This window comes from Vibrio floridensis, from assembly GCF_021852965.1.
Lineage (GTDB): Bacteria > Pseudomonadota > Gammaproteobacteria > Enterobacterales > Vibrionaceae > Vibrio > Vibrio floridensis.
This window is the reverse complement of the sequence record NZ_JAKGCY010000001.1, coordinates 260899-281048: the sequence shown is the minus strand read 5'-3', so window position 1 is coordinate 281048 and position 20150 is coordinate 260899. Positions and strand designations below refer to the sequence as shown.

Below are 20150 nucleotides of genomic sequence, written 5' to 3'. Positions count from 1 at the left end.
CATGATCAAACTTGGCTTATCACTTGATTCACAATGGATAAGAGGCGTTTTGTTAGAGAATCAAAACGTTCTCTATCGCACTCAAGTCAGGACTCCAAGCACACCATTGCAAGCAGCAAGCACCCTTAGCTACATGACTGCCAATATGCAACGAATGTTTGGGAGCATCTCAATGGCAGGCCTCAATGTTATGGAAGATTGTTGGCAAGACGAATTCACGCTGACAGCAAACAACAACTTGCCTAGAGTCCTTGCACAATCATTGCCAGTGCCATGCAGCCAAGTGAGTAGTGCTATCATTGCTCTAAGCCAAGTTAATCATCTTCCTAAAGGGAACATTCTAAGTGCGGTTCTAGATGATGGCTGTGAACTTTGCATGACCACCAACCAAAATGACGATCAGTGGATTGGAAATACGTTGCAATTGTCTTGGGCTCATAAACCACTTAAAAATTATCAAAGCCTCATTGACGGCTTAACGCCTCTCTGCGGCTGTGGTTCAGATGAATGTCATCGACAGTACTTAACTCAAAAAGGCATTGAGCGACAGTATCATCAACTTTCGCTTCAAACTCTGGGTTATCAAGACATTCTACAAAATGTGGCTAATCAACAATCATGGGCCATTCGAATCTATCGAATATGGATTGACCAACTGGCGCGTGCACTGACTGAGCCTATTCTGCGTTTCCAGCCAAGCTTGCTGCTGCTAAGTGGTAGCTTAATCCAGAATGACGATCTTGCTCTTAACCTAAAAAGCACCTTAAGTCGCCATTGCGCGATTGACTACTCACTCAACATACAGTGCTTACCAGTAGACGAGTATCGATTTGCCCATGGCGCAGCGTCAATGTGCGACATAAATCCAAGACAAGTCTCTACATTCACTGCGTGATGAGTGATAACCTACATAGGAATATAAAAGCGTGAATCAGTACCGAGGAGCCCCCGTGACAGAGCTGGTAACAAAATTGATGGATTTCGGTTTTACTAAGACCGACGCCTTGGTTTACATCAATTTGCTAAAAAATGGCCGAGCAAGCGGATACAAAATTGCCAAAGAGATCGGTTTATCACGATCCTCTGTTTATTCTTCCATCGATAATCTATACAAAAATGGCTGCATTTTTATGTCTGATGGAGAAACAAAAGAATATGAAGCGAAGTCGCCCGATTTGATCTTCAACCAAATTGAAAAAAAGACGATTGAAAACATTCAAATTTTGAAGAAAGAGCTCTCTCGCATGATGCTGCAAGAAGAGAAAGAGTTCATCTACAACGTGACTGGGTTTGAAAACCTTCTACAAAAAGCCAGAGAGATGCTAAACCTCGCTCAGGTGGAAATTTACCTCAATACCGATTTTCATCTAGAGTTACTCTCAGAAGAGATCAGTCAAGCGATTGAGCGCGGCGTCAGAGTGATTGTTTTCTCCTTTAACCGACTCGCTATCCCTCACCCTAAAGTGGAGTTGTACTCGCGCTCAGAACAAAGCGAAAAACGCTATCCTTCACACCGATTTATGCTTGTGGTGGATATGAAGCAAGCGATGATGTTTTCACACCGCCAGGAAACTCAAGGGCTGTATTCTAACAATCGCTTGATTGTGAAAATGATGGCCGAGCACATCCACAGCGACATTTATCTCACTGAGTATGAAAAGTTAGACCCTGAGAAACGTTGCCGTATCGCGACCATTCACGAGCTCGAAAATGACATGGTTGTGGATGATCGTCAGCAAGTCCACACACCTTCTTGAGCCTTCCGCTTTTTTACAGGCAGAGCAAACGTTCTGCCTGTCATCCATCTCCCAAATCACAAGCAAAAAAAAACCAACCGCAAAATAAGTGCGATTGGCTTATGTATGATGTGAACAATGTGTATTCACTAACAACGTCAGTTGGCTAGGTGACCCTCGGCTTAATAAGGGTCGAGAAGTATTATGCATTAATCATGCCAACTTTAAAAGCCCTATTTTTGGGCTGAATATCTCATATATTAACTGTTGCTAAAATAATTTTTGCATTATGCAAAAGCATTTTGCAAATGGTTATGCAAATAGCTATTGTGAATACAGTTGCGCTTACTTTTTATACGATGAATCTAAAAGATAAGAATCGTGACCATTGTTCGAAGGCAAGGAGCGCTATGTCCACGTAATTTCATACTTTTTTGACATGAATCTGGGTATACTCGCTGCACTGCTTTTTTACGATTTCAACGACATGAATTATTTGTTTACTTTCTTAAAAGGTTTAGCGATGGGCGCCGCCGACGTGGTGCCAGGTGTCTCTGGTGGCACAATCGCGTTTATTACGGGTATCTATGACACCTTGCTCGAAAGCATTCGTCGCATTAACCCTAGCGTGATAAAAATCTGGCGTGCAGAAGGCTTTAAGGCGGCGTTTAACCACATTAACGGCTTTTTCTTAATCGCTTTGTTTGGTGGCGTACTGACTAGTATCGCAACGCTTGCCAAACTGATCACTTGGCTTTTGGCCAATCACCCTATTCCAATTTGGTCGTTTTTCTTTGGTCTCATCTTGGTATCGGTTTATCACATCCTCAAACAGGTTGAGAAAAAAGACCTCACTCGTTTCGCTCTGTTGTTTCTCGGCATCGCGTTTGCCTACAGCATTACTGTGCTTAAACCACTTCATTTAGAACCCACGTCCATCAATGTCTTGATTGCGGGGGCAATTGCGATTTGCGCGATGATTCTACCGGGTATTTCAGGCAGCTTTATTCTGCTGCTCATTGGCATGTACGCGCCGGTTCTTGGCGCTGTTAAAAGCTTCCAAGTTGACATTCTGGCGCTGTTCTTAGTGGGCTGTGTAACAGGCCTGCTGACGTTCTCTCACGTGTTGTCCTGGTTGCTGCGCAAGTTCCGCGATTTCACGCTGATGTTCTTAACGGGATTGATGATCGGCACACTGCCGAAAATCTGGCCTTGGAAAGAGACCATTAGCTGGCGTTTGAACTCTAAAGGTGAGCAAGTGCCATTAGTGCAACACAACCTGTCACCTTTTGAGTTCGAAGCGCTGACCTCGCAACCTTCGCAATGGGTGATGGCGATTATCATGGCGCTGGTCGCCATTGCTTTGGTGCTGGGCTTAGAGAAGTTTGCCGAAGCCAACGCCAAATAACCCCGACCTAAATCAGTTCAAAGCGGAGAATCCTCTCCGCTTTTTTATTGCTAACGCACAATTTTCAACGGCTGTCGCAGTGTTTCAAATGGAATGTGGTAGGATCGCCTCACGCTTCTTCCAGCTTCAAAAATAATGAACAACATACTGAAAATTATCGCGTTTATCGTCGCTCTCTCAGGCGGATTCTTTGCCAAAGACATCGTACAGCTGTTTTCATCCGACACAACCGCTGTGGCTCAATCTGCGCCTCGGTTAGAGGATTATTGCATGCTCTCAACCCAAGCTTGCACGCAGCAAGCGGTAAGCATGACGTTAAGCAACGATACCGCGCAACCGCTGATTGCCAGTGAAATCACGGTGGAATGGCCTTCGACAAGCGGTGAGCAACTTATGCTGAGTCTGCGCGGGCTAGAAATGGAAATGGGCACGCCAAAGTTTATCTTAAAGCAAACCTCACCCGGTCTTTTTCGCGGTGAAGTGATTCTGCCCGTTTGCACCACCGATGCGATGACGTGGTTAGGCGAGCTTACCGACGGTACTACCACGGTTTACCCTGCAATAAGGATGCAACGATGAGTAAAAATTGGTCTCTCTTTCTGGTGGTCGCTTTTGTGCTTGGATTTGCACTCAAAAGCTATTTGGATCTGCAAGGTAAAGTGGAAAACGAAGCCACACCACCAACGCACTCAGCAGCCATGCTCTATGGGCAAGATGAGCAAGCGGTGAACATTTTTGACACGGAAGATACGCGCATCCGTGTGGTCTATTTTGGTTTTACGCGCTGCCCAGATGTGTGCCCGACGTCTTTGGCGATGCTCTCTGGCGCTTTGAACGAGTTGGACGATGCCACCAAGGCGAAGCTGCGCCCTCTGTTTATTTCGCTCGATCCTGAGCGTGATGACGCGAAGCTTTCTGCGCAGTACGCCCACTATTTCCACCCAATGATTGAAGGGCTCTCTTCTTCACTGGACGTCACCACGGAACTGGCCAAACGCTACGGGGTCATTTTCCGCAAAACAGAATTAAAAGACTCAGAGTTGAAGTACACGCTCGATCACAGCTCTTACTTCTACTTTTTGCAGCCCGATGGCACCTTGATCACCAAAGTGCCACACACCTTAACTCCCGCTCCGATTGTGGAAGCAATAAAAACGATAACCCAAGGAAATTAGGATGAAACTTAAAGCTCTCGCGCTTGCCGCACTATTTGTCAGCCCGTTGGTTAGCGCGCAAATGGATCTCATGGCTCACCACCCTTATGCCCGAGCGATGGCCCCGGGTGCCGTGAACAGTGCGGTCTTTGTTGAACTGATGAACCGCAGTGACAACGTGCGCACGATTGTTGCCGCAGAAACACCAGCAGCAGGCAAAGTGGAACTGCATGACGTCATCAAAGAAGGCGATGTGATGAAGATGCGTCAAGTTGATTCGATTGAGATCCCAGCGAAAGGCAAAACCGTGCTCAAACCGGGCAGCCTTCACATCATGCTGTTTGATCTCAAAGCGCCATTGAATGAAGGCGAGCAGATCGATGTCACGGTGACTTTCGCCAACGGTGAAAAGATGACCTTCCAAGCGCCGGTAAAAAAAGTAATGAAAGGCATGCAGCGCTCAGGCCACTAAGTCCTTGGCAGCTGACAGCAAAATGTAAAAAAGGAGCAACTCAGTTTGCTCCTTTTCTTTATGCAACGTATACTCATGCGGTTTCTATGACTGACTGGAGGAATTCTGATGATTGTAACAAACCAAATTCAAAGGGCATGGTTGGGTTAACGGAAAGTCCGTTTTCAATTCTATTATCGCATTACGCGACTTCTCCCTTCCCTTCTCAATTTGCCCGGTCAAACCGGGGTGATTCTATTTGATTTACGAATGAAACCCTGAAGCTATTACTTAGTGGGTGCTTTTGCGCACCGGGAAAATTCGCAATGAACAACACAATGACGTCTTCTCAGCCTTACACTTTGACTCAACTAGGCTGGAAACCATTTTTTCAACAACAACTGACGCTTGAAGATTACGAAAATACGCAGATCTGCCGTATCGTTGCTCATCATCGCAGTGGTTATCAGCTTTGCAGTGAACAAGGGCGCTTTCACCTTGCCATTCACCATGCGCAACCGAAAATGACGGTTGGCGATTGGGTTTTGCTCGATGAGCAGCAACAGTTTAAACGTCTACTTGAACGCCAAAGCGAACTGAGTCGCAAAGCGGCTGGCAGCAAAATTGCGGAGCAGTTGATCGCCACCAATGTCGATACACTGTTTATCGTCTGCTCGCTCAATGATGACTTTAACCTCAGCCGTATTGAGCGCTATCTGAGCATCGCAAAAGAAGCGCACATCGAGCCTGTGGTGGTGCTCACCAAAGCCGATTTATCTCCGCAGGCAGAGCAAAACATTACGCAGGTTCAGCAGCTCAGTGCAACGTTATGGGTAGAGGCGGTAAATGCGCTCGATCCTGTCAGCGTCGCGGCATTACAACCTTGGTGTGCCAAAGGCAGAACAGTGGCATTTATTGGTTCTTCTGGTGTGGGTAAATCGACACTCACCAATACCTTACTTGGTGAAGAAACCCAACAAACGGGTGGAATTCGTGAAGATGACAGCAAAGGCCGCCACACCACCACGGCACGCTCTGTTCATATGATCCCTGATGGTGCATTGATCATCGATACACCGGGAATGCGTGAACTGCAACTTGCCGATTGTAGTGAAGGCGTCAGCGAGACTTTTGCTGAGATCGAAACGCTCGCGCAACACTGTCGCTTTAAAGATTGCCAGCATCAGCAAGAGCCAGGATGCGCCGTTCAACAAGCGATTAACAATGGCACCTTGGAAACCAGACGTTTACAAAACTACTTTAAGCTGCAACGAGAACAAGCCTACAACGCTTCAACGTTTGCAGAGCAAAGGAACAGAATGAAACAATTTGGCAAAATGTGCCGTCACGTGCAAAGTGATAAGCAAAAACTCAAAACCACCTATTAACCTCGACAGAGCGTAACTTTTTCATAACCAAAGTGGGCATTCATTCACTTTGGTTATGCTTTCTCCTTACCAATCACCATGTCAAATTTACCATTATTCAACATTTTTAACCATGCATCACAACATTGAACAAACAATAACCCCAAAAACAAACTAAAACTAGACACAAAATATTACCAAGCTACTATAGGTTCCATTCAGCATAAAAATGGCTGAATTTTTATTAGTTCTATAAAACGATTATTCAAATAACCATAATTCTGATAAATGCAGGAATGATGTATGCAACATAACAGTCTTATCGCCCGATTTGCCCAAGGCAATCTGGTGCTCCAAATCTTAGTCGGTATCATCCTCGGTATCTCGCTCGCGTTGGTTTCACCAAGCTCAGCGGAAAGTGTCGGTATGCTAGGCAGCTTGTTTGTCGGCGCACTGAAAGCGATCGCCCCTATTCTTGTGTTCATTTTGGTCGCCGCTTCGATTGCTAATCAAAAGAAAAACCAACACACCCATATGCGCCCTATCATTGTAATGTACTTAGCCGGGACTTTCTTTGCCGCTCTAACAGCCGTTGTTTTGAGCTTCATGTTCCCGACGACATTAACTCTAGTCACTGGCGCAGAAGGGGCAAACCCTCCTCAAGGCATTCTGGAAGTGATCAAAACCTTGCTGTTCAAGTTGGTTGATAACCCAGTTAATGCACTGATGAGCGCAAACTACATTGGTATTTTGGCATGGGGTGTCGGCCTTGGTTTGGCACTTCACCACGCATCAGACACCACCAAAGCGGTATTTGAAGACCTGAGCCACAGTGTTTCTCACATCGTGCGCTTCATCATTCGTCTTGCGCCATTTGGTATCTTTGGCTTAGTGGCTTCTACATTCGCGACGACGGGTTTCGATGCCTTAGCTGGCTATGCGCACCTATTGGTGGTGTTGCTGAGCGCCATGGCGATCATTGCGTTGATCGTGAACCCTGCCATGGTTTACGTGAAAACCAAGCAAAACCCATATCCATTGGTATTCCAATGCCTACGTGAAAGTGGTGTAACGGCCTTCTTCACTCGTTCAAGTGCCGCCAACATTCCGGTAAACATGGCGTTGTGTGAAAAACTAAAATTAGACGAAGATACGTACTCTGTCTCTATCCCACTGGGTGCAACCATCAACATGGCGGGTGCGGCCATCACCATCACCACACTGACGCTGGCTGCAGTTCATACCATGGGTATCGAAGTAGACTTGATGACAGCGATTCTACTGAGCGTGGTTGCTGCCGTTTCTGCTTGTGGTGCATCAGGTGTTGCTGGCGGTTCTTTGCTCCTGATCCCACTTGCGTGTGGTCTGTTTGGTATTTCAAACGACATCGCGATGCAAGTGGTCGCGGTTGGCTTCATCATCGGTGTGATTCAAGATTCTGCTGAAACGGCGCTAAACAGCTCAACGGACGTGGTATTTACTGCCGCTGTCTGTGAGTCAGAAGCGCAGAAAGCAAAAGGTTAATCTTGCCTCACTGCTCAATACTGCAACGCCCTGCTTTATGCAGGGCGTTTTCATTTTTGGGGGTTAAATCCACTGACCTGAAAGATTACAGCAACCGCCCCAAGCTTGGCTTGAACAAGCCAAAGACGCCTCCATGGGATTGGGCAAGTTAACCAACTGGCACATGGCTTCAATGTCTAAAAGCACCACCACGTTACCTTTACCACTGATCACCTCTTGCTGTTTTAGCTTCTTAAACAACCGAGACAAAGTTTCTGGCGCAATATTAAGTTGCCCCGCCAAGACACTGTGTGCCACAGGTAACTTCAACCAATCACTGCCTTGCTGCTGATACAGCTCCAACAGATAAGAAACCAAACGTTGATTGGCATTTTTCAATGTCAGTTGATCAACGCGATTGACCGCTTGATTGAGCTTGGTCGCCATCGCCCCCAGCAAGTGAAACGCAAACTCAGAGTTTTTCTCACAAAACGCCAGTAGCACTTCTCTGGAGAAAGAGAGCACCACAGAATCCACTTTGGCTTTGGCACTGACTGGATAATGGCTTGGCCGCATGAACATCACCGCTTCCGCGATGCTGTCGCCACTACTGAGTAACTGAAAAACTTTTTCTTCTCCCTCTGGAGAAAAGCGATAAAGGCAAATTTCACCCGATTGAATCAAATAAAACCGTTGGGCATTTTCACCCGTTTCAAACAGATGCCGACCCTGCTTGACATGCACCACTTGCATTCCTTTGCAAATCGAGACTTTCGCTTCCAGTGGAATACCTGAAAAGATGAAGGAATCTTGAATCAATTGGCGAGTACAGTCGTCCATCTTTTTTGCCGAATTGACAAATGTCATTTGAGTTCCAATTACAAATGTTAATCTAATTGATAAGTATTATCACACACATCAATAACAAGATTAACTGGAATTGGGACTAACAACATGCATTACGGCGTATTAGTGGGTTTACACCTTTTATGTGCGGCCATCTTTATCGGCATCGTCGCGTTTGAAGTATTGATACTTGAAGGGATTCGCCCGCACCTTCCTGCTAAAACCATGTCGCTGGTAGAGCAAGGCATCCATCTTCGTGGCCGGAAAATCATGCCCTTTGTGGTGGCAACACTCTTCATTACGGGCGGCTTAATGGGCTATCAGCATCTCAGCCCGCTGCCTTCATTGTTTGCATCGTCCTTTTCGACCCTGTTGACCATCAAGATCTTACTGGCGCTGAGTGTTTTGACTCATTTCTTGATCGCCATGAAGTACTCGATCTGCGGCAACATGACCTCTAAACGCTTTAAGTACACCCATCTCAGCGTATTCATTCACATGCTGGCGATCATCTTCCTCGCCAAAGGCATGTATTACATCCACTGGTAGCCAATTGCCGCTAGAGCAATGCACACACCATTGATTCAACCAAAGCATATTTTAATTTTGGAGAAAGACACCATGCTCAAACTATCCACAATGGCCCTTGCCTTTGTCTCCCTTTCTGCATTTTCTGCGGGCACGCCACACTTAAGCGGCAGCTACAGCGGTAACTACCAGTTGGAAGTGAGGACCACCAGCAACCAATTGATGGCGAAAAGCGCCCAACGTTACGACTGGAAGTGGGACTTCGACGCCAAAACGGTGACCATCAATGCCGGTTTTATTCGCAGTGCTTTTGCCTCGATTCCTATTGGCTATAACGCGCACCAGCCAATTACGCTGGCTGACAATGGGGACGGTACGTACACCATTGACTACGTCTTCCAAGCGTATAACCCGCTTTATGGTTTCCCGAAAGCCAACACTAGTACCACGTTTGAAATCACGGATACCGGTTTTGGTCTTGAAATCAAAACCTTGGATTCAGACCAAGATGGCGTGATTGGCGAAGCCATTTACGGCTTGTTCCCTTGGGATATCGAACTGAACTGGACTGGCACCGCCCAATAAACCTCACACGGATGCTCGGTGGCCGTTTGGCCACCGATATTAAAAGGATACCCCATGAAAAAGTGCGCACTCGCATCGACTCTCGCAGCCAGCCTAGTCATTTCGACTTCGGCATTTTCCGCTGCTCTTTCCGGCACCTATGCTGGCCATTATTCTCTGACCATGAATGCCCACCGAGACAATGGCATCAACAATATGCCATGGCCTGAACGCTCGCTCGATGGCGAGTATCAAGGCAATAAATACAAAATTTTAGGCAACAGCATTACGGATGGCATCTGGGTGTGGGATTTCGACCAACAGACGGTCACCATCTCCGGCAGCACTCTCTTGGCCATGGGCATGTTGTATGTGCCTTTCCAAGCCTTCAATGCCGCAGAAATTGAAAACCGCAGAGCGGATCAAACCGTTGTGATTGATGATCTCACTGAAATTACATTCCCCTTTGAGTACGACAGTGTCACTGGCTTATACAAAATAGAGTACGCACAGAAGAAATACGTGCAGCCTCCGTTTCCCGTTGAAGGCGTCGCCAACTACCCTATTGGCCTCACGCAATCTTACCTGCGCATCCAACAACAAGAGAATGGCACTTTGACCATCAGCACCGCCGATGTTGAAGAGGGTATCGAACCTGATCAGGTTCCGGGAACGCGCATTGAAGGGGTCTTCCCTGCGATTGTTCAGGTTGAATATAACGCCAAAGGCATGCGTTTCGACCCTAAAACCGACAGCAACAATGACGGTATTACTGATACGGTGGCCAAATTACTCGGTTTAGATCCTATTTCTGGAGACACCGATGGTGACCACTTAGATGACATTGTGGAAATCCCCGTGTTCCTACGAGCCAAAGACTCTGATTTTGACGGATTGTCCGATGCCCATGAAGCGGGCGATGCGGCAAATAACTCGATGTTAGTCAGTGGAGTAAGATTGGAAAATGGTTTACGCCTTGACTTATCCAATCCCACACCAATCCCGATCACCCACACTCGTGTAGGCAAGCTTGATACTTCGCTGCCACCTATGCACACCTTAGTTGGCGAGTTGCCACCGAGTAAAAATGCCGAACTACAAACCCTCGATTATGGTTATGGCATGTTAGCCTTTAACATCGGCACCCCAGAAAAAATGCTCGAATCGGATCACGTTGAGCTCAACCTTACATTGACTCAACTCCCCGCAGGGTTAGAAATCTATCAAGTGGTGAGAAAAACCGATTTTGACATCGGTGGATGGACTCAAGAGTTTGTCAAACTGAGCTGGGCGAGCCCGGACAATGGTCAGATTTCACTGAAATTGCAAAATCCTGACTTTAATCCGATTTTTCAGGCAAACCTCATTTTCACCGCACCACAAGTGAAGAGTGAAGGCGACAAACCAGACACCGCTGCAAGCAGCAGCTCAGGTGGCGGCATGGGCATGTGGTCACTATTGCTATTGGGTTTGGCATCGTTACGTCGTCCACTCACAAGCTGGAAGCGACAGTCACGATGAAACAATCGGGTATGATTTATGGGCTCGCCTTGGTGAGCCCCTTTTGCTTTGCGGTGAATGACACGATCATCATTCAAGGCCACGGTGATGAATCCATCGACAAAGTCGTGTTGCAAGAGCAACTGAGCCAAATTCCAGGTGGCACCAATTTGATTGACACCAACGCGCTCGCGGGCAGTCAATCGTCCTTAGCCAAGGTGCTCAATCAGCAGGCAGGCATCATCGTTCAAGAGTTTTTTGGTGGCAATGATCAGCCACGGATTAATATCCGTGGCTCTGGCTTACAAGACAATCCGGTCAACCGTGGCATTCAGTTGCTCTATGATGGATTGGCACTCAACCAAGCGGATGGATCCTTTGTCATCGGCCTGATCGACCCTGAACAAGCCAGTTTGATCTCCGTTTATCGCGGCGCCAATGCCTTACGCTATGGCGCAACCACTCTCGGTGGCGCGATCAACTTCCACAGCAAAAATGGCCAAAACCAACCGAATCAACTGCAACTGGAAGGCGGCTCTTTCGGCGCATTCAAAGCAGGGGCCACATTGGCCAATCAAAACCAGCAGTGGGACAGCCTATTGAGCATTGCTCACAGCCAACGTGAAGGCTATCGCCCCAACAGCGCAGCCAAACGTGATTCTGTGAACGTCAATGTGGGTTACCAAGGGGAAACGTGGCACAACCGCACCTATTTTACTTGGGTAGAGAACCATTTTGAGATCCCTTTTCTGCTGCCGAAAGATCGCGCCCTTGCGGATCCCCAGCAAGTGATGGGTCAAGGCAATCAGCCAATGGACACCCTGCTGAACATTCCACGCCGCAAGCCATTTCGGACCACAGAGCAGCAACGCCTCGCCAACCAAACCGTGTGGCAAGGAGAGCAACATGAAACACAGCTCGGCTTTTATTATGAACATCTCGATGATCAATTTCGTAACCCGTTAACCCAAGCCAACAGCGAGCATAAGAATGTCGGGATCGATCTATCCAGTGGATGGGATTGGTCGTCCAATGATTACCTAAATCGTCAGTTGCTCGTCTTTGCTCAGTTCAACCACGGTGAAATGCCGCGAGAGTTTGCCTCGGTGCATCCTGTCAGCGGCGATTTGCTCAGCCCTTTTGCTCGCCTAGATTTGCAAGCAAAAAACCTCACCATTGGTGGACAACTGCGCTACGAGCTGTGGTCCGGATTCTCGACCATCGCTGCGGTTCAGTGGGTGCACAATCAACGCACCATCACCGACTTGATGAGTGAAGGCATTTTAGACAGCGACTTTGACTATCAAGTGTTCAACCCCAAGCTGGGTGTGGTGTATCAATGGGACAGCAATAAACGCGTATTTGCCAATCTCAGTGGCAGCTCCGAAGCGCCCAACTTTTGGCAATTGGCCACCGTTTCCGCCAACCCAACCGATCCCCTCAACAACCACGTTTATATCAATGATCTGCAATTACAAACCGCCACCACCCTAGAAATCGGCGGCTCTTGGCAACAGCAAACCCTGCAGTGGGATCTCGCTTGGTATTACTCTTGGGTGCAAGATGAACTGATCTCAGTGGTAGGCGATTTTGCGGTAAACGGCAAAACCATCAACTACCAAGGCGAAACCATTCATCACGGTATCGAAGCGGCGTTGGCCCACCACAGCGATTCGCTGCTATTTGAAGGCGATGCGTTGGCAAGCCGGCTCATTTACAACTGGAGCCATTTCTATTTTGCCGACGGGCTCTATCAGGGCAATCAAATTGCTGGCATTCCTGTCCATTTGATTCAAGGGGAATGGGATTATCGCCCATCCCAGCAATGGCGCATCACCCCCAATTTCACTTGGCAGCCAAGCGAAACCTACACCGACCACGCCAATAGCCAAGCCAACCGCCAAGACCCTTATTTCCTGCTAGGCCTCAAACTGGGTTACGAGCCAAACCACGACTTGTCACTGTTTTTGGAGATCAATAACTTGACCAACACCGACTATCAAACCGCTTATGCCATTCGTGGATTGGGGGCGCCAGATTTGCCCACATTCATTCCAGGCCCAGGAATCAACGCCATGATAGGAGCGAGCTACACATGGTAAAACGTTGCGCATTACTCATTGGTTTGGGCATATTCTCCGCTCTTTCAGTGCAAGCAGAGATCCCACACACCGGCCTTTACCAAGGCCAATATCAAATCACCATGCGTGCCGCGCCACTGGGGAACATTCTCGGCTATGGCGTCACTCACGCCAATTGGCAATGGGATTTTGACAACGATACCGCCGTGGTGTCTGGCACCACTTTATCGGTTGGCTTTAACTACGCACTACACGATCTCAATAACCAAGATGCAAAGAGTGATGTTCTCCACTTCACTCGAAATGCCGATGGCACCTTAACGCTGCATTACGCACTGCAGATCTACCACCCAGGTTTGGGTAACCCCATGGCCAACACATCGACGCGTTTTGCGGTGACCCAAGAAGGCGCAAAGCTCATGGTGAAAGCGATCGATTGGGAAGCAAATGGGCCCGATGGCATTGTGGGTACGCAAATTCCCAATGTATTTCCTTTGGTGATTGAACCGGATTTGGCCGGTTTTATTGTGGCTTCAGGACAAGACAGCAACCACGATGGCATTGAGGATCATATCGCGCTGCAACTTGGGCTCGACCCCAACGCCCTCGACAGCGATAACGATGGCATCAGCGATTGGCAAGAAATCGCGGGCAACCTTTCCACACCACTCGATAGCGATGGTGACTCAGTTATCGATGCCTTAGAACACGGTAGCGATGCCCACAATCCACACCTAGCCTCCGGGCTGAAAACGCTCAACCAACAACGCTTATCCGTTGATGGTTATCCACACTTTACCCTCCACAACGCTCAAATTGGCTCGATGCTAAAACCGGTGTCGAACCCAGACAACAGTGATGATTTTATTGAGCTCGACTCCACCTTGGGCCAACCCGGTTTGGACTACCCATGGGGAAATCTCGCGCTGACGTTCTCACCTGCCACCAGCCAATTTCAGCAGCAATCCCTTCGTTTGCGTTTTTCTGCCCATTTGCCACAAAAGCTTTTGCTGTACGCTTATGACCCCAAGGTCGAGCATCAGTATCAACGTATTCCCGCAAGTCGAATTCGTCGCGATGACGACCGTACCATCACGCTGTTACTCAATAGTGACGATGCTTGGCTGCAACCAAATGCCAGTGGCCAACCGCAACTCACGCTTGCCCTTGCGGAAAATACCTTGGGTGATGTCGCTCGCGAACAACACGCGGGCTCATCGGCTGGTAGCCTAGCAATGCACTGGTTATGGTTCTTAGGCATCATAGCGGTTTGGCGACGCCGCCCATCACGTGGATAACCAGCACCCTCGTTGACACCAAAAACTGCCAGTCGTTCATCGGCTGGCATGCAGCCTCCTTTTGCACTCGTAAAGCCAATGTATTTCCACTGTTTTTATACGTTTGCTGCTAGCTCGCTTATCCATCATCCACTGTTCGTTAATTTCCGATAAAAATTAACTATCGTTGAAAACGTGAACGTCAGCACATTGAGTGACAACGGCTTTTTCTCTTGCGACGGTTTTTCCAGCGTGGCTCGATCACAAAACAGACTTTTCATCCCCCCACCTACGCCCTAAATGTGTGCGTCATTTCACACGGCTTCCTTCTACCATTCGTGATCGCCATACCTACATTGCTTTATTTATCAATAACAAAAATCTTTGCTGCGCTCTCTCACATTTTGCAGGCAAACGAAATTCATAGCATATCCGAGCTTATTATCATTACGCATATGGATATAAAACGTGAACAAACAACCTTTCAATTTATCTCTGCTGGCGAAAGCCATCATGCCCATCATGGCAACCTCGTTACTCATTGGTTGCAATGCCTCGAACGACGGTGAAAACACCCCACCCCGCTCAGAGCCTAAAAAAATGGCACGTGTCTATTTCAAAGCCAGCGAAACGGTCACTCCTGCTGCGGAGAGCAGCGGTTATGACAACGCAACGTTATACGTTTGGAACAATGAAACCTGTGGTGGCTACGCCGAAACCGACGAAGGCCATGATGATTGGAACACGGGTATTAAACCCACTGGTGTGGACGATAAGTTTGGTGCCTACTGGGATCTGCAAGTGCGCAGCGAAGCGACCCAGTGCATCAACTTTATTCCTCGCGTTGGCAACGATAAACCCCTTGGTAACTTCGATGCCAAACTCGATCTGACCCAAACAGGCAAAAATAACGCCGTCTACACCCAGCAAGGTGTCGCTGCGGTTTACCCAGAGCTGATCTCCACCTCTGACATCCCGGCCAACACGGCACGCGTTTACATGAACACGCCAGATGGCGATGAAGGGCACTTCACCTTACACGTTTGGAACAACGACACCTGTGGCGCGTTTAATGGTAACAACAGAGATTGGCCTGGTATGGAGCCCACCGGCTTTAGTGATGTGTACGGACCGTATTGGGATCTGCCAGTGAAAGGCGCAGAGGGTTGCATCAACATCATCCCAAACAACAAATCCAACGGCGACTACCAAACTTCAGACCTTAAGTTTGAGTTTGATAAAACCACCGCGATTGGCAATGTCGCGTTTGTGTTTAAAGGCACCAACAAGGTGTACTACACCGCCTTAGCACAAAAACCTGTGGCACAAGTTGAACTGGCGGGCGCGAGCGCGATTTTTGCCGATGACAGCGTGATTCTGGTCAACGCCAAAGACGCCACCAGCGTTACACTCTACTACTCAGAAAGCGGTGAATTGGCCTTCGATAGCGCTAGCAAAAAAGTCACTGGCGCAACCAAACAAATCAGTTCCAGCAAAGCGGCGAACAACGATTGGAACAAAACCAAGCCTCATCTGAGCAACGATTTTATCGGTTTTGAAATGGACTTTAGTGGCGAAGGTAACGCGCTGAAAGATCTGCTGAAAGGTCAATTGATCTTGGTGGCAAGCGATGCGACAGGCGTTATTAAAGCGACCGAAGTACAACCCGCCAGCGCATTAGATGCACTCTACGCCACGGCTGCGACCAAGCTCAGTTATGGTGCGGTGATCAACCCAGACAGCACCACCACATTCCGACTTTGGGCTCCAACGGCGCAGAGCGTCAAGCTGATCCCATACAATGCTGAAAAGCAAGCGCAAACCGCCATCGCAATGACATTTGATGCCACCAGCGGTGCCTGGGTAGCGGAGAACACCGCACTCAAACACGGTGATTTCTACCGCTACGAAGTGACGGTTTACCACCCAGCGACAGACAAGGTCGAAACGTACCAAGTGACCGATCCCTATTCCTTGAGCCTATCGATGAACTCGGAATACAGCCAAGTGGTGGATTTGGCCAACACGGAGCTGACGCCATCTGGATGGGATGCCCTTGCTGCACCACACAACCAAGCAAACCCAGCCGAGTTTGTCTTGTATGAAGCACACATTCGTGACTTCTCGGCACTGGATCAGTCAACGGCCGAAGCCAATCGTGGCAAGTACAAAGCGTTTACTCAACAAGACGCAGTACCTGTCGAGCATCTGAAAAAACTGGCTCAATCGGGCGTCACGCACTTACACCTGCTGCCAACCTTTGATATTGCAACCATCAATGAAGACCCAACCAAAGTGGCGAACATCAATCAGCCCTTTGCCAAGTTGTGTGAACTGGATGCGAGCGTGAAAGACGATGCCGATTTCAGCAGCTACTGCGACAGCAATGAAACGCTCAGTACAGTGTTTGAAACACTGGCTAAAATCGATGATAAAGACAACCCATTGGTGCAACGTCTAAACAGCCATGTGCGCAATCTAGACTCGTTTAACTGGGGTTACGATCCGTTCCACTACACGGTGCCTGAAGGTTCTTACGCATCGGATGCCGAAGGCATGGTGAGAATCAAAGAGTTCCGTGAAATGGTGATGTCGGTGAAAAAAGAGATCGGCATGAACGTGGTGATGGATGTGGTCTACAACCACACTAACGAATCAGGGGTATCGTCCAAATCGGTGTTGGATCGCATTGTACCTTGGTACTACCAACGCCTGAACGAGTTTTCAGGTGCAGTGGAGCAATCGACCTGTTGTTCTAACACGGCTCCGGAAAACCAAATGTTTGCCAAGCTGATTGATGACTCCATTACCACTTGGGTGAAAGAGTACAAGATCGATGCGTTCCGCTGGGATTTGATGGGCCACCACCCACTGGCGCAAATACAGCAAACCTTGACTGCCGCCCAAGCCGTGGATCCAAATGTCTACTTCTACGGTGAAGGTTGGAACTTCGGTGAAGTGGGTAACGATCGCATGTTCAAACAAGCCACTCAGCTGAACCTCGCGGGTACCGGCATTGGTTCGTTCTCTGATCGTCTTCGTGATGCCGTGCGCGGCGGTGGCCCATTCGACAGCCAAGATACGCTTCGCTCAAATCAAGGTTTTGGTAACGGCATCTACGTTCAAGTGAATGATAAGAACCAGCAAAACGCCGAGCTGATGGCAACTGCGCTGCACCTTGCCGATCTGACTCGTTTGGGCATGGCGGGCAACTTAAAAGCCTTCCCATTCATCGATAGCAAAGGCAATGCGATCACCGGTGCTGAGTTGGATTACAACGGCCAACCCGCGGGTTACGCAGACCATGCCTGGGAAATCCAGAACTACGTCTCCAAACATGACAACCAAACCCTGTGGGACAACAACCAGTACAAGATTGCTTACACCGCGACATCCGCAGAGCGCACACGTATGCAAGCGGTTGGCTTGTCTACCGCAATGCTAGGTCAAGGCGTGCCATTTATCCATATGGGTAGTGAGCTACTGCGTTCTAAATCGATGCAGCGCGACTCGTATGACTCTGGTGATTGGTACAACCGCGTTGACTTCACTAAGCAAGACAACAACTGGAATGTTGGCCTGCCACGCGAAGACAAAGACGGCAGCAACTGGGCAATCATCGATAGCGTCTTAGAAATGGCAGACGATCATGCAAGGCCAAATACGACTGATATCGATAACATGGACACGTTCTTCAACGAGTTGGCAGCCCTACGCGCTTCTTCTGGCCTGTTTACCCTAGGTAAAGGGGAGGAGATCGTCAAACGCGTGAAGTTCCACAATACAGGCGCGGAGCAAAGACCTGGCCTCATCGTGATGAGCATCGACAACAGCGGTGATAACCACGATGCCACCATTGATGCTCAACGTGATGGCGTGGTGATTGTGGTGAACGCAGCGCCAACCATGGTTAGTGACTTTGCCAAGTTTGATGCAGCGGGTTACACGCTCCATGCCCTGCAAACCAGTGCGATCAATGCAGGCAATGCATCTCTAGCGGAGAACCAAACCAGTGTGGCAACCGTGACAAACGGAGCCCTCTCCGTCCCTGCGTGGTCTGTTGCCGTATTTGAAAAACTGCGTTAATCCTTGTTCATCAATAACAGGATATAAAACAAAGGGGGAAGCCAAATGGCTTCCCCCTTTTTTGTTCAAGTTAGCGAGTGCTTAACCAATCAAACGTTCGCTCACCGCGACATGTTCGTTCAATGCGATGGTTTGAGCGCGTTTAAAGAAGTTAAAATCGGTCGCGGTTGCACTGGTGTAGGCACCCATGGTGCGGCCAATCACCAAATCGCCATTGTTTAATTTTGGCAACAGAATGTTTTCTGCAATCACATCCACGCTGTCGCACGTTGGGCCAGAAAGTACGCTTGGGATCAGCTCGCCACCTTGTTTGATGGTGGTGAGCGGATAACGTGCATCGTCAAACATCAAACCACTGAACGAGCCATAAATACCGTCATCCAAGTAGTACCAGATTTGCCCTTCACGCTCGGCTTGCCCCATCACTGAAGCCACACTGGTCACCGCAGGTGCACAGATAAAGCGACCCGGTTCTGCCAAAACATGAACGGTTTCTGGCAACAAGCTTAGCGCTTCATTAATTGGCGCGCAGAACTGATCAATCGGCATCACTTGTTGGGTGTAGTTCACCGGGAAGCCACCACCAATATCAAGCGTGCTCAACGCTGGCAAACCGCGTTCAACCACTTGTTCCATCACATGTCGGCAAGTGTGGATCGCTTCAACATACTTGTTTGGGTTAGTGGTTTGTGAGCCCACATGGAACGACAAACCTTTGATGCGAATATTCCACTCTTTCGCGGTTTCGATGATCACCAATGCCTGCTCTGCTGAACAACCAAACTTCTTCGACAAATCGGCAAACGCTTCAGAGTTACGGAAGCTCAAACGCACCAATAACTCGACGTCATCACGATACGCTTTGAATTTCTCTAGCTCATTCAAGTTATCCACCACAAACACGTTGCAGCCGTATGCCAGTGCATCACGAATGTCGGCATCGCGCTTGATTGGGTGAGTGTGGATAGTAAGATCCGCCGGTACGCCTTCAGAAGCGACCAACTCCACTTCCCCTGTGGTTGCAAGGTCGAAACTCGCCCCTTCTGCTAACAAAGTACGCACCACCACTGGGTGTGGCAGCGGTTTTAATGCGTAGTGCAGCGTCACGTTTGGCAACGCGTTTTTCAAAGCGCGGTACTGCTGACGAATCACATCGCAATCCAGTAGCAATAAAGGCGCACCAAATTGCTCAACCGACGCTTCGATCAAATGGATTTCTTCAGCATTTAACACAGGTGAAGCTAATGAATGAATATCAAAAATAGAATGTGAATGTGCCATCGCAAACCTCCAAAGTAATGGGCACTTTTCATACATAAGAGATGAGTGGGTATGAAAAGTGGAGCGTCAATAAAAGCGCTGGTGCGCCGTCAAAGTCACTCTTGGATAGTTGCTCTATCGCCTTGCCACATAAACAGCTGTGATGTACTCGGATTGGCTATCATCAAGAAGCGATGCGATAGTAAGGTCATCTTTTTCTCAGTGCAATAAAAAATGTCCCGAGAACGGCAACGATTTTTTGTTGTAATGACCATGATTTGTTATGCAAGCCAAGATGAATAAAAAAGCAATATTTTGCAGGAAAACACCGTTATCCGAATAGTCATTCAAAACTCATCACTCTCTATTGAGTCTTCGTCGATAGACAT

At 48.3% G+C, this 20150-nt stretch carries 16 protein-coding genes; 14 read left to right on the top strand and 2 right to left on the bottom strand.

The genetic code is table 11. The features are described from left to right. The first annotated feature begins 1 nt into the window (after position 1). From LZU85_RS01165 to sstT, 8 genes are all read left to right on the top strand, one after another. Entirely contained in the window at positions 2–895 is an 894-nt protein-coding gene (locus LZU85_RS01165; protein WP_103194375.1) for an ROK family protein, read from the top strand. A 55-nt stretch (positions 896–950) separates the two neighbouring features. Next, positions 951–1757: a TrmB family transcriptional regulator gene (locus LZU85_RS01160; RefSeq protein WP_053541507.1), complete on the top strand. Its 807-nt coding sequence runs from the start codon at positions 951–953 to the stop codon at positions 1755–1757. Positions 1758–2223: 466 nt separating this feature from the next. Continuing rightward, the gene (locus tag LZU85_RS01155) at positions 2224–3144 is read left to right on the top strand and encodes a polyprenyl-phosphate transporter (protein WP_086016894.1); all 921 of its coding nucleotides are present in this window, start codon (positions 2224–2226) and stop codon (positions 3142–3144) included. Positions 3145–3279: 135 nt separating this feature from the next. After that, the gene (locus LZU85_RS01150) at positions 3280–3723 is read left to right on the top strand and encodes a hypothetical protein (protein WP_044024003.1); all 444 of its coding nucleotides are present in this window, start codon (positions 3280–3282) and stop codon (positions 3721–3723) included. After that, positions 3720–4319 carry an SCO family protein gene (locus LZU85_RS01145; protein WP_011082133.1) on the top strand — a complete coding sequence of 200 codons (600 nt, stop codon included), beginning with the start codon at positions 3720–3722 and terminating at the stop codon, positions 4317–4319. The genes LZU85_RS01150 and LZU85_RS01145 overlap by 4 nt, the downstream gene beginning before the upstream one ends. Position 4320: 1 nt before the next feature. After that, entirely contained in the window at positions 4321–4770 is a 450-nt protein-coding gene (locus LZU85_RS01140; protein WP_237286157.1) for a copper chaperone PCu(A)C, read from the top strand. A 305-nt stretch (positions 4771–5075) separates the two neighbouring features. After that, on the top strand, positions 5076–6137 hold the full coding sequence (rsgA, locus tag LZU85_RS01135; protein ID WP_194624699.1) for a ribosome small subunit-dependent GTPase A: 1062 nt from the start codon (positions 5076–5078) through the stop codon (positions 6135–6137). A gap of 282 nt (positions 6138–6419) precedes the next feature. Continuing rightward, positions 6420–7640: a serine/threonine transporter SstT gene (sstT, locus tag LZU85_RS01130; RefSeq protein WP_133295537.1), complete on the top strand. Its 1221-nt coding sequence runs from the start codon at positions 6420–6422 to the stop codon at positions 7638–7640. 63 nt (positions 7641–7703) lie between these two features. Here sstT and LZU85_RS01125 read toward each other — a convergent pair whose 3' ends face one another. Beyond that, the gene (locus LZU85_RS01125) at positions 7704–8486 is read right to left on the bottom strand and encodes a Crp/Fnr family transcriptional regulator (RefSeq protein WP_237286156.1); all 783 of its coding nucleotides are present in this window, start codon (positions 8484–8486) and stop codon (positions 7704–7706) included. A gap of 87 nt (positions 8487–8573) precedes the next feature. Between LZU85_RS01125 and LZU85_RS01120 the strand changes: the two genes are divergently transcribed. The 6 genes from LZU85_RS01120 (at position 8574) to pulA (ending at position 18501) form a co-directional block, all read left to right on the top strand. Further along, entirely contained in the window at positions 8574–9014 is a 441-nt protein-coding gene (locus tag LZU85_RS01120) for a CopD family copper resistance protein (RefSeq protein ID WP_038963193.1), read from the top strand. 72 nt (positions 9015–9086) lie between these two features. Then, positions 9087–9578: a hypothetical protein gene (locus tag LZU85_RS01115; protein ID WP_038968303.1), complete on the top strand. Its 492-nt coding sequence runs from the start codon at positions 9087–9089 to the stop codon at positions 9576–9578. Positions 9579–9632: 54 nt separating this feature from the next. Continuing rightward, positions 9633–11078, top strand: coding sequence for a hypothetical protein (locus LZU85_RS01110; protein WP_237286155.1), 1446 nt, complete (start codon positions 9633–9635; stop codon positions 11076–11078). Beyond that, on the top strand, positions 11075–13159 hold the full coding sequence (locus LZU85_RS01105) for a TonB-dependent receptor family protein (RefSeq protein WP_237286154.1): 2085 nt from the start codon (positions 11075–11077) through the stop codon (positions 13157–13159). Before LZU85_RS01110 ends, LZU85_RS01105 begins: the two co-directional genes overlap by 4 nt. Then, on the top strand, positions 13153–14436 hold the full coding sequence (locus tag LZU85_RS01100; protein WP_237286153.1) for a hypothetical protein: 1284 nt from the start codon (positions 13153–13155) through the stop codon (positions 14434–14436). Before LZU85_RS01105 ends, LZU85_RS01100 begins: the two co-directional genes overlap by 7 nt. A gap of 447 nt (positions 14437–14883) precedes the next feature. Then, the gene (pulA, locus tag LZU85_RS01095; protein WP_237286152.1) at positions 14884–18501 is read left to right on the top strand and encodes a pullulanase-type alpha-1,6-glucosidase; all 3618 of its coding nucleotides are present in this window, start codon (positions 14884–14886) and stop codon (positions 18499–18501) included. An 81-nt stretch (positions 18502–18582) separates the two neighbouring features. On the opposite strand, the gene LZU85_RS01090 is transcribed toward pulA, so the two are convergent. Then, positions 18583–19782 carry a type III PLP-dependent enzyme gene (locus tag LZU85_RS01090; RefSeq protein ID WP_237286151.1) on the bottom strand — a complete coding sequence of 400 codons (1200 nt, stop codon included), beginning with the start codon at positions 19780–19782 and terminating at the stop codon, positions 18583–18585. Positions 19783–20150 lie beyond the last annotated feature (368 nt).

Excerpts from the sequence above, each read along its gene's own strand:
- LZU85_RS01165 (WP_103194375.1), top strand. The coding sequence starts at position 2 with ATGATCAAACTTGGCTTATCACTTGATTCACAATGGATAAGAGGCGTT.
- LZU85_RS01155 (WP_086016894.1), top strand. The coding sequence starts at position 2,224 with ATGAATTATTTGTTTACTTTCTTAAAAGGTTTAGCGATGGGCGCCGCC.
- LZU85_RS01150 (WP_044024003.1), top strand. The coding sequence starts at position 3,280 with ATGAACAACATACTGAAAATTATCGCGTTTATCGTCGCTCTCTCAGGC.
- LZU85_RS01145 (WP_011082133.1), top strand. The coding sequence starts at position 3,720 with ATGAGTAAAAATTGGTCTCTCTTTCTGGTGGTCGCTTTTGTGCTTGGA.
- LZU85_RS01140 (WP_237286157.1), top strand. The coding sequence starts at position 4,321 with ATGAAACTTAAAGCTCTCGCGCTTGCCGCACTATTTGTCAGCCCGTTG.
- rsgA (WP_194624699.1), top strand. The coding sequence starts at position 5,076 with ATGAACAACACAATGACGTCTTCTCAGCCTTACACTTTGACTCAACTA.
- sstT (WP_133295537.1), top strand. The coding sequence starts at position 6,420 with ATGCAACATAACAGTCTTATCGCCCGATTTGCCCAAGGCAATCTGGTG.
- LZU85_RS01125 (WP_237286156.1), bottom strand. The coding sequence starts at position 8,486 with ATGACATTTGTCAATTCGGCAAAAAAGATGGACGACTGTACTCGCCAA.
- LZU85_RS01120 (WP_038963193.1), top strand. The coding sequence starts at position 8,574 with ATGCATTACGGCGTATTAGTGGGTTTACACCTTTTATGTGCGGCCATC.
- LZU85_RS01115 (WP_038968303.1), top strand. The coding sequence starts at position 9,087 with ATGCTCAAACTATCCACAATGGCCCTTGCCTTTGTCTCCCTTTCTGCA.
- LZU85_RS01110 (WP_237286155.1), top strand. The coding sequence starts at position 9,633 with ATGAAAAAGTGCGCACTCGCATCGACTCTCGCAGCCAGCCTAGTCATT.
- LZU85_RS01105 (WP_237286154.1), top strand. The coding sequence starts at position 11,075 with ATGAAACAATCGGGTATGATTTATGGGCTCGCCTTGGTGAGCCCCTTT.
- LZU85_RS01100 (WP_237286153.1), top strand. The coding sequence starts at position 13,153 with ATGGTAAAACGTTGCGCATTACTCATTGGTTTGGGCATATTCTCCGCT.
- LZU85_RS01090 (WP_237286151.1), bottom strand. The coding sequence starts at position 19,782 with ATGGCACATTCACATTCTATTTTTGATATTCATTCATTAGCTTCACCT.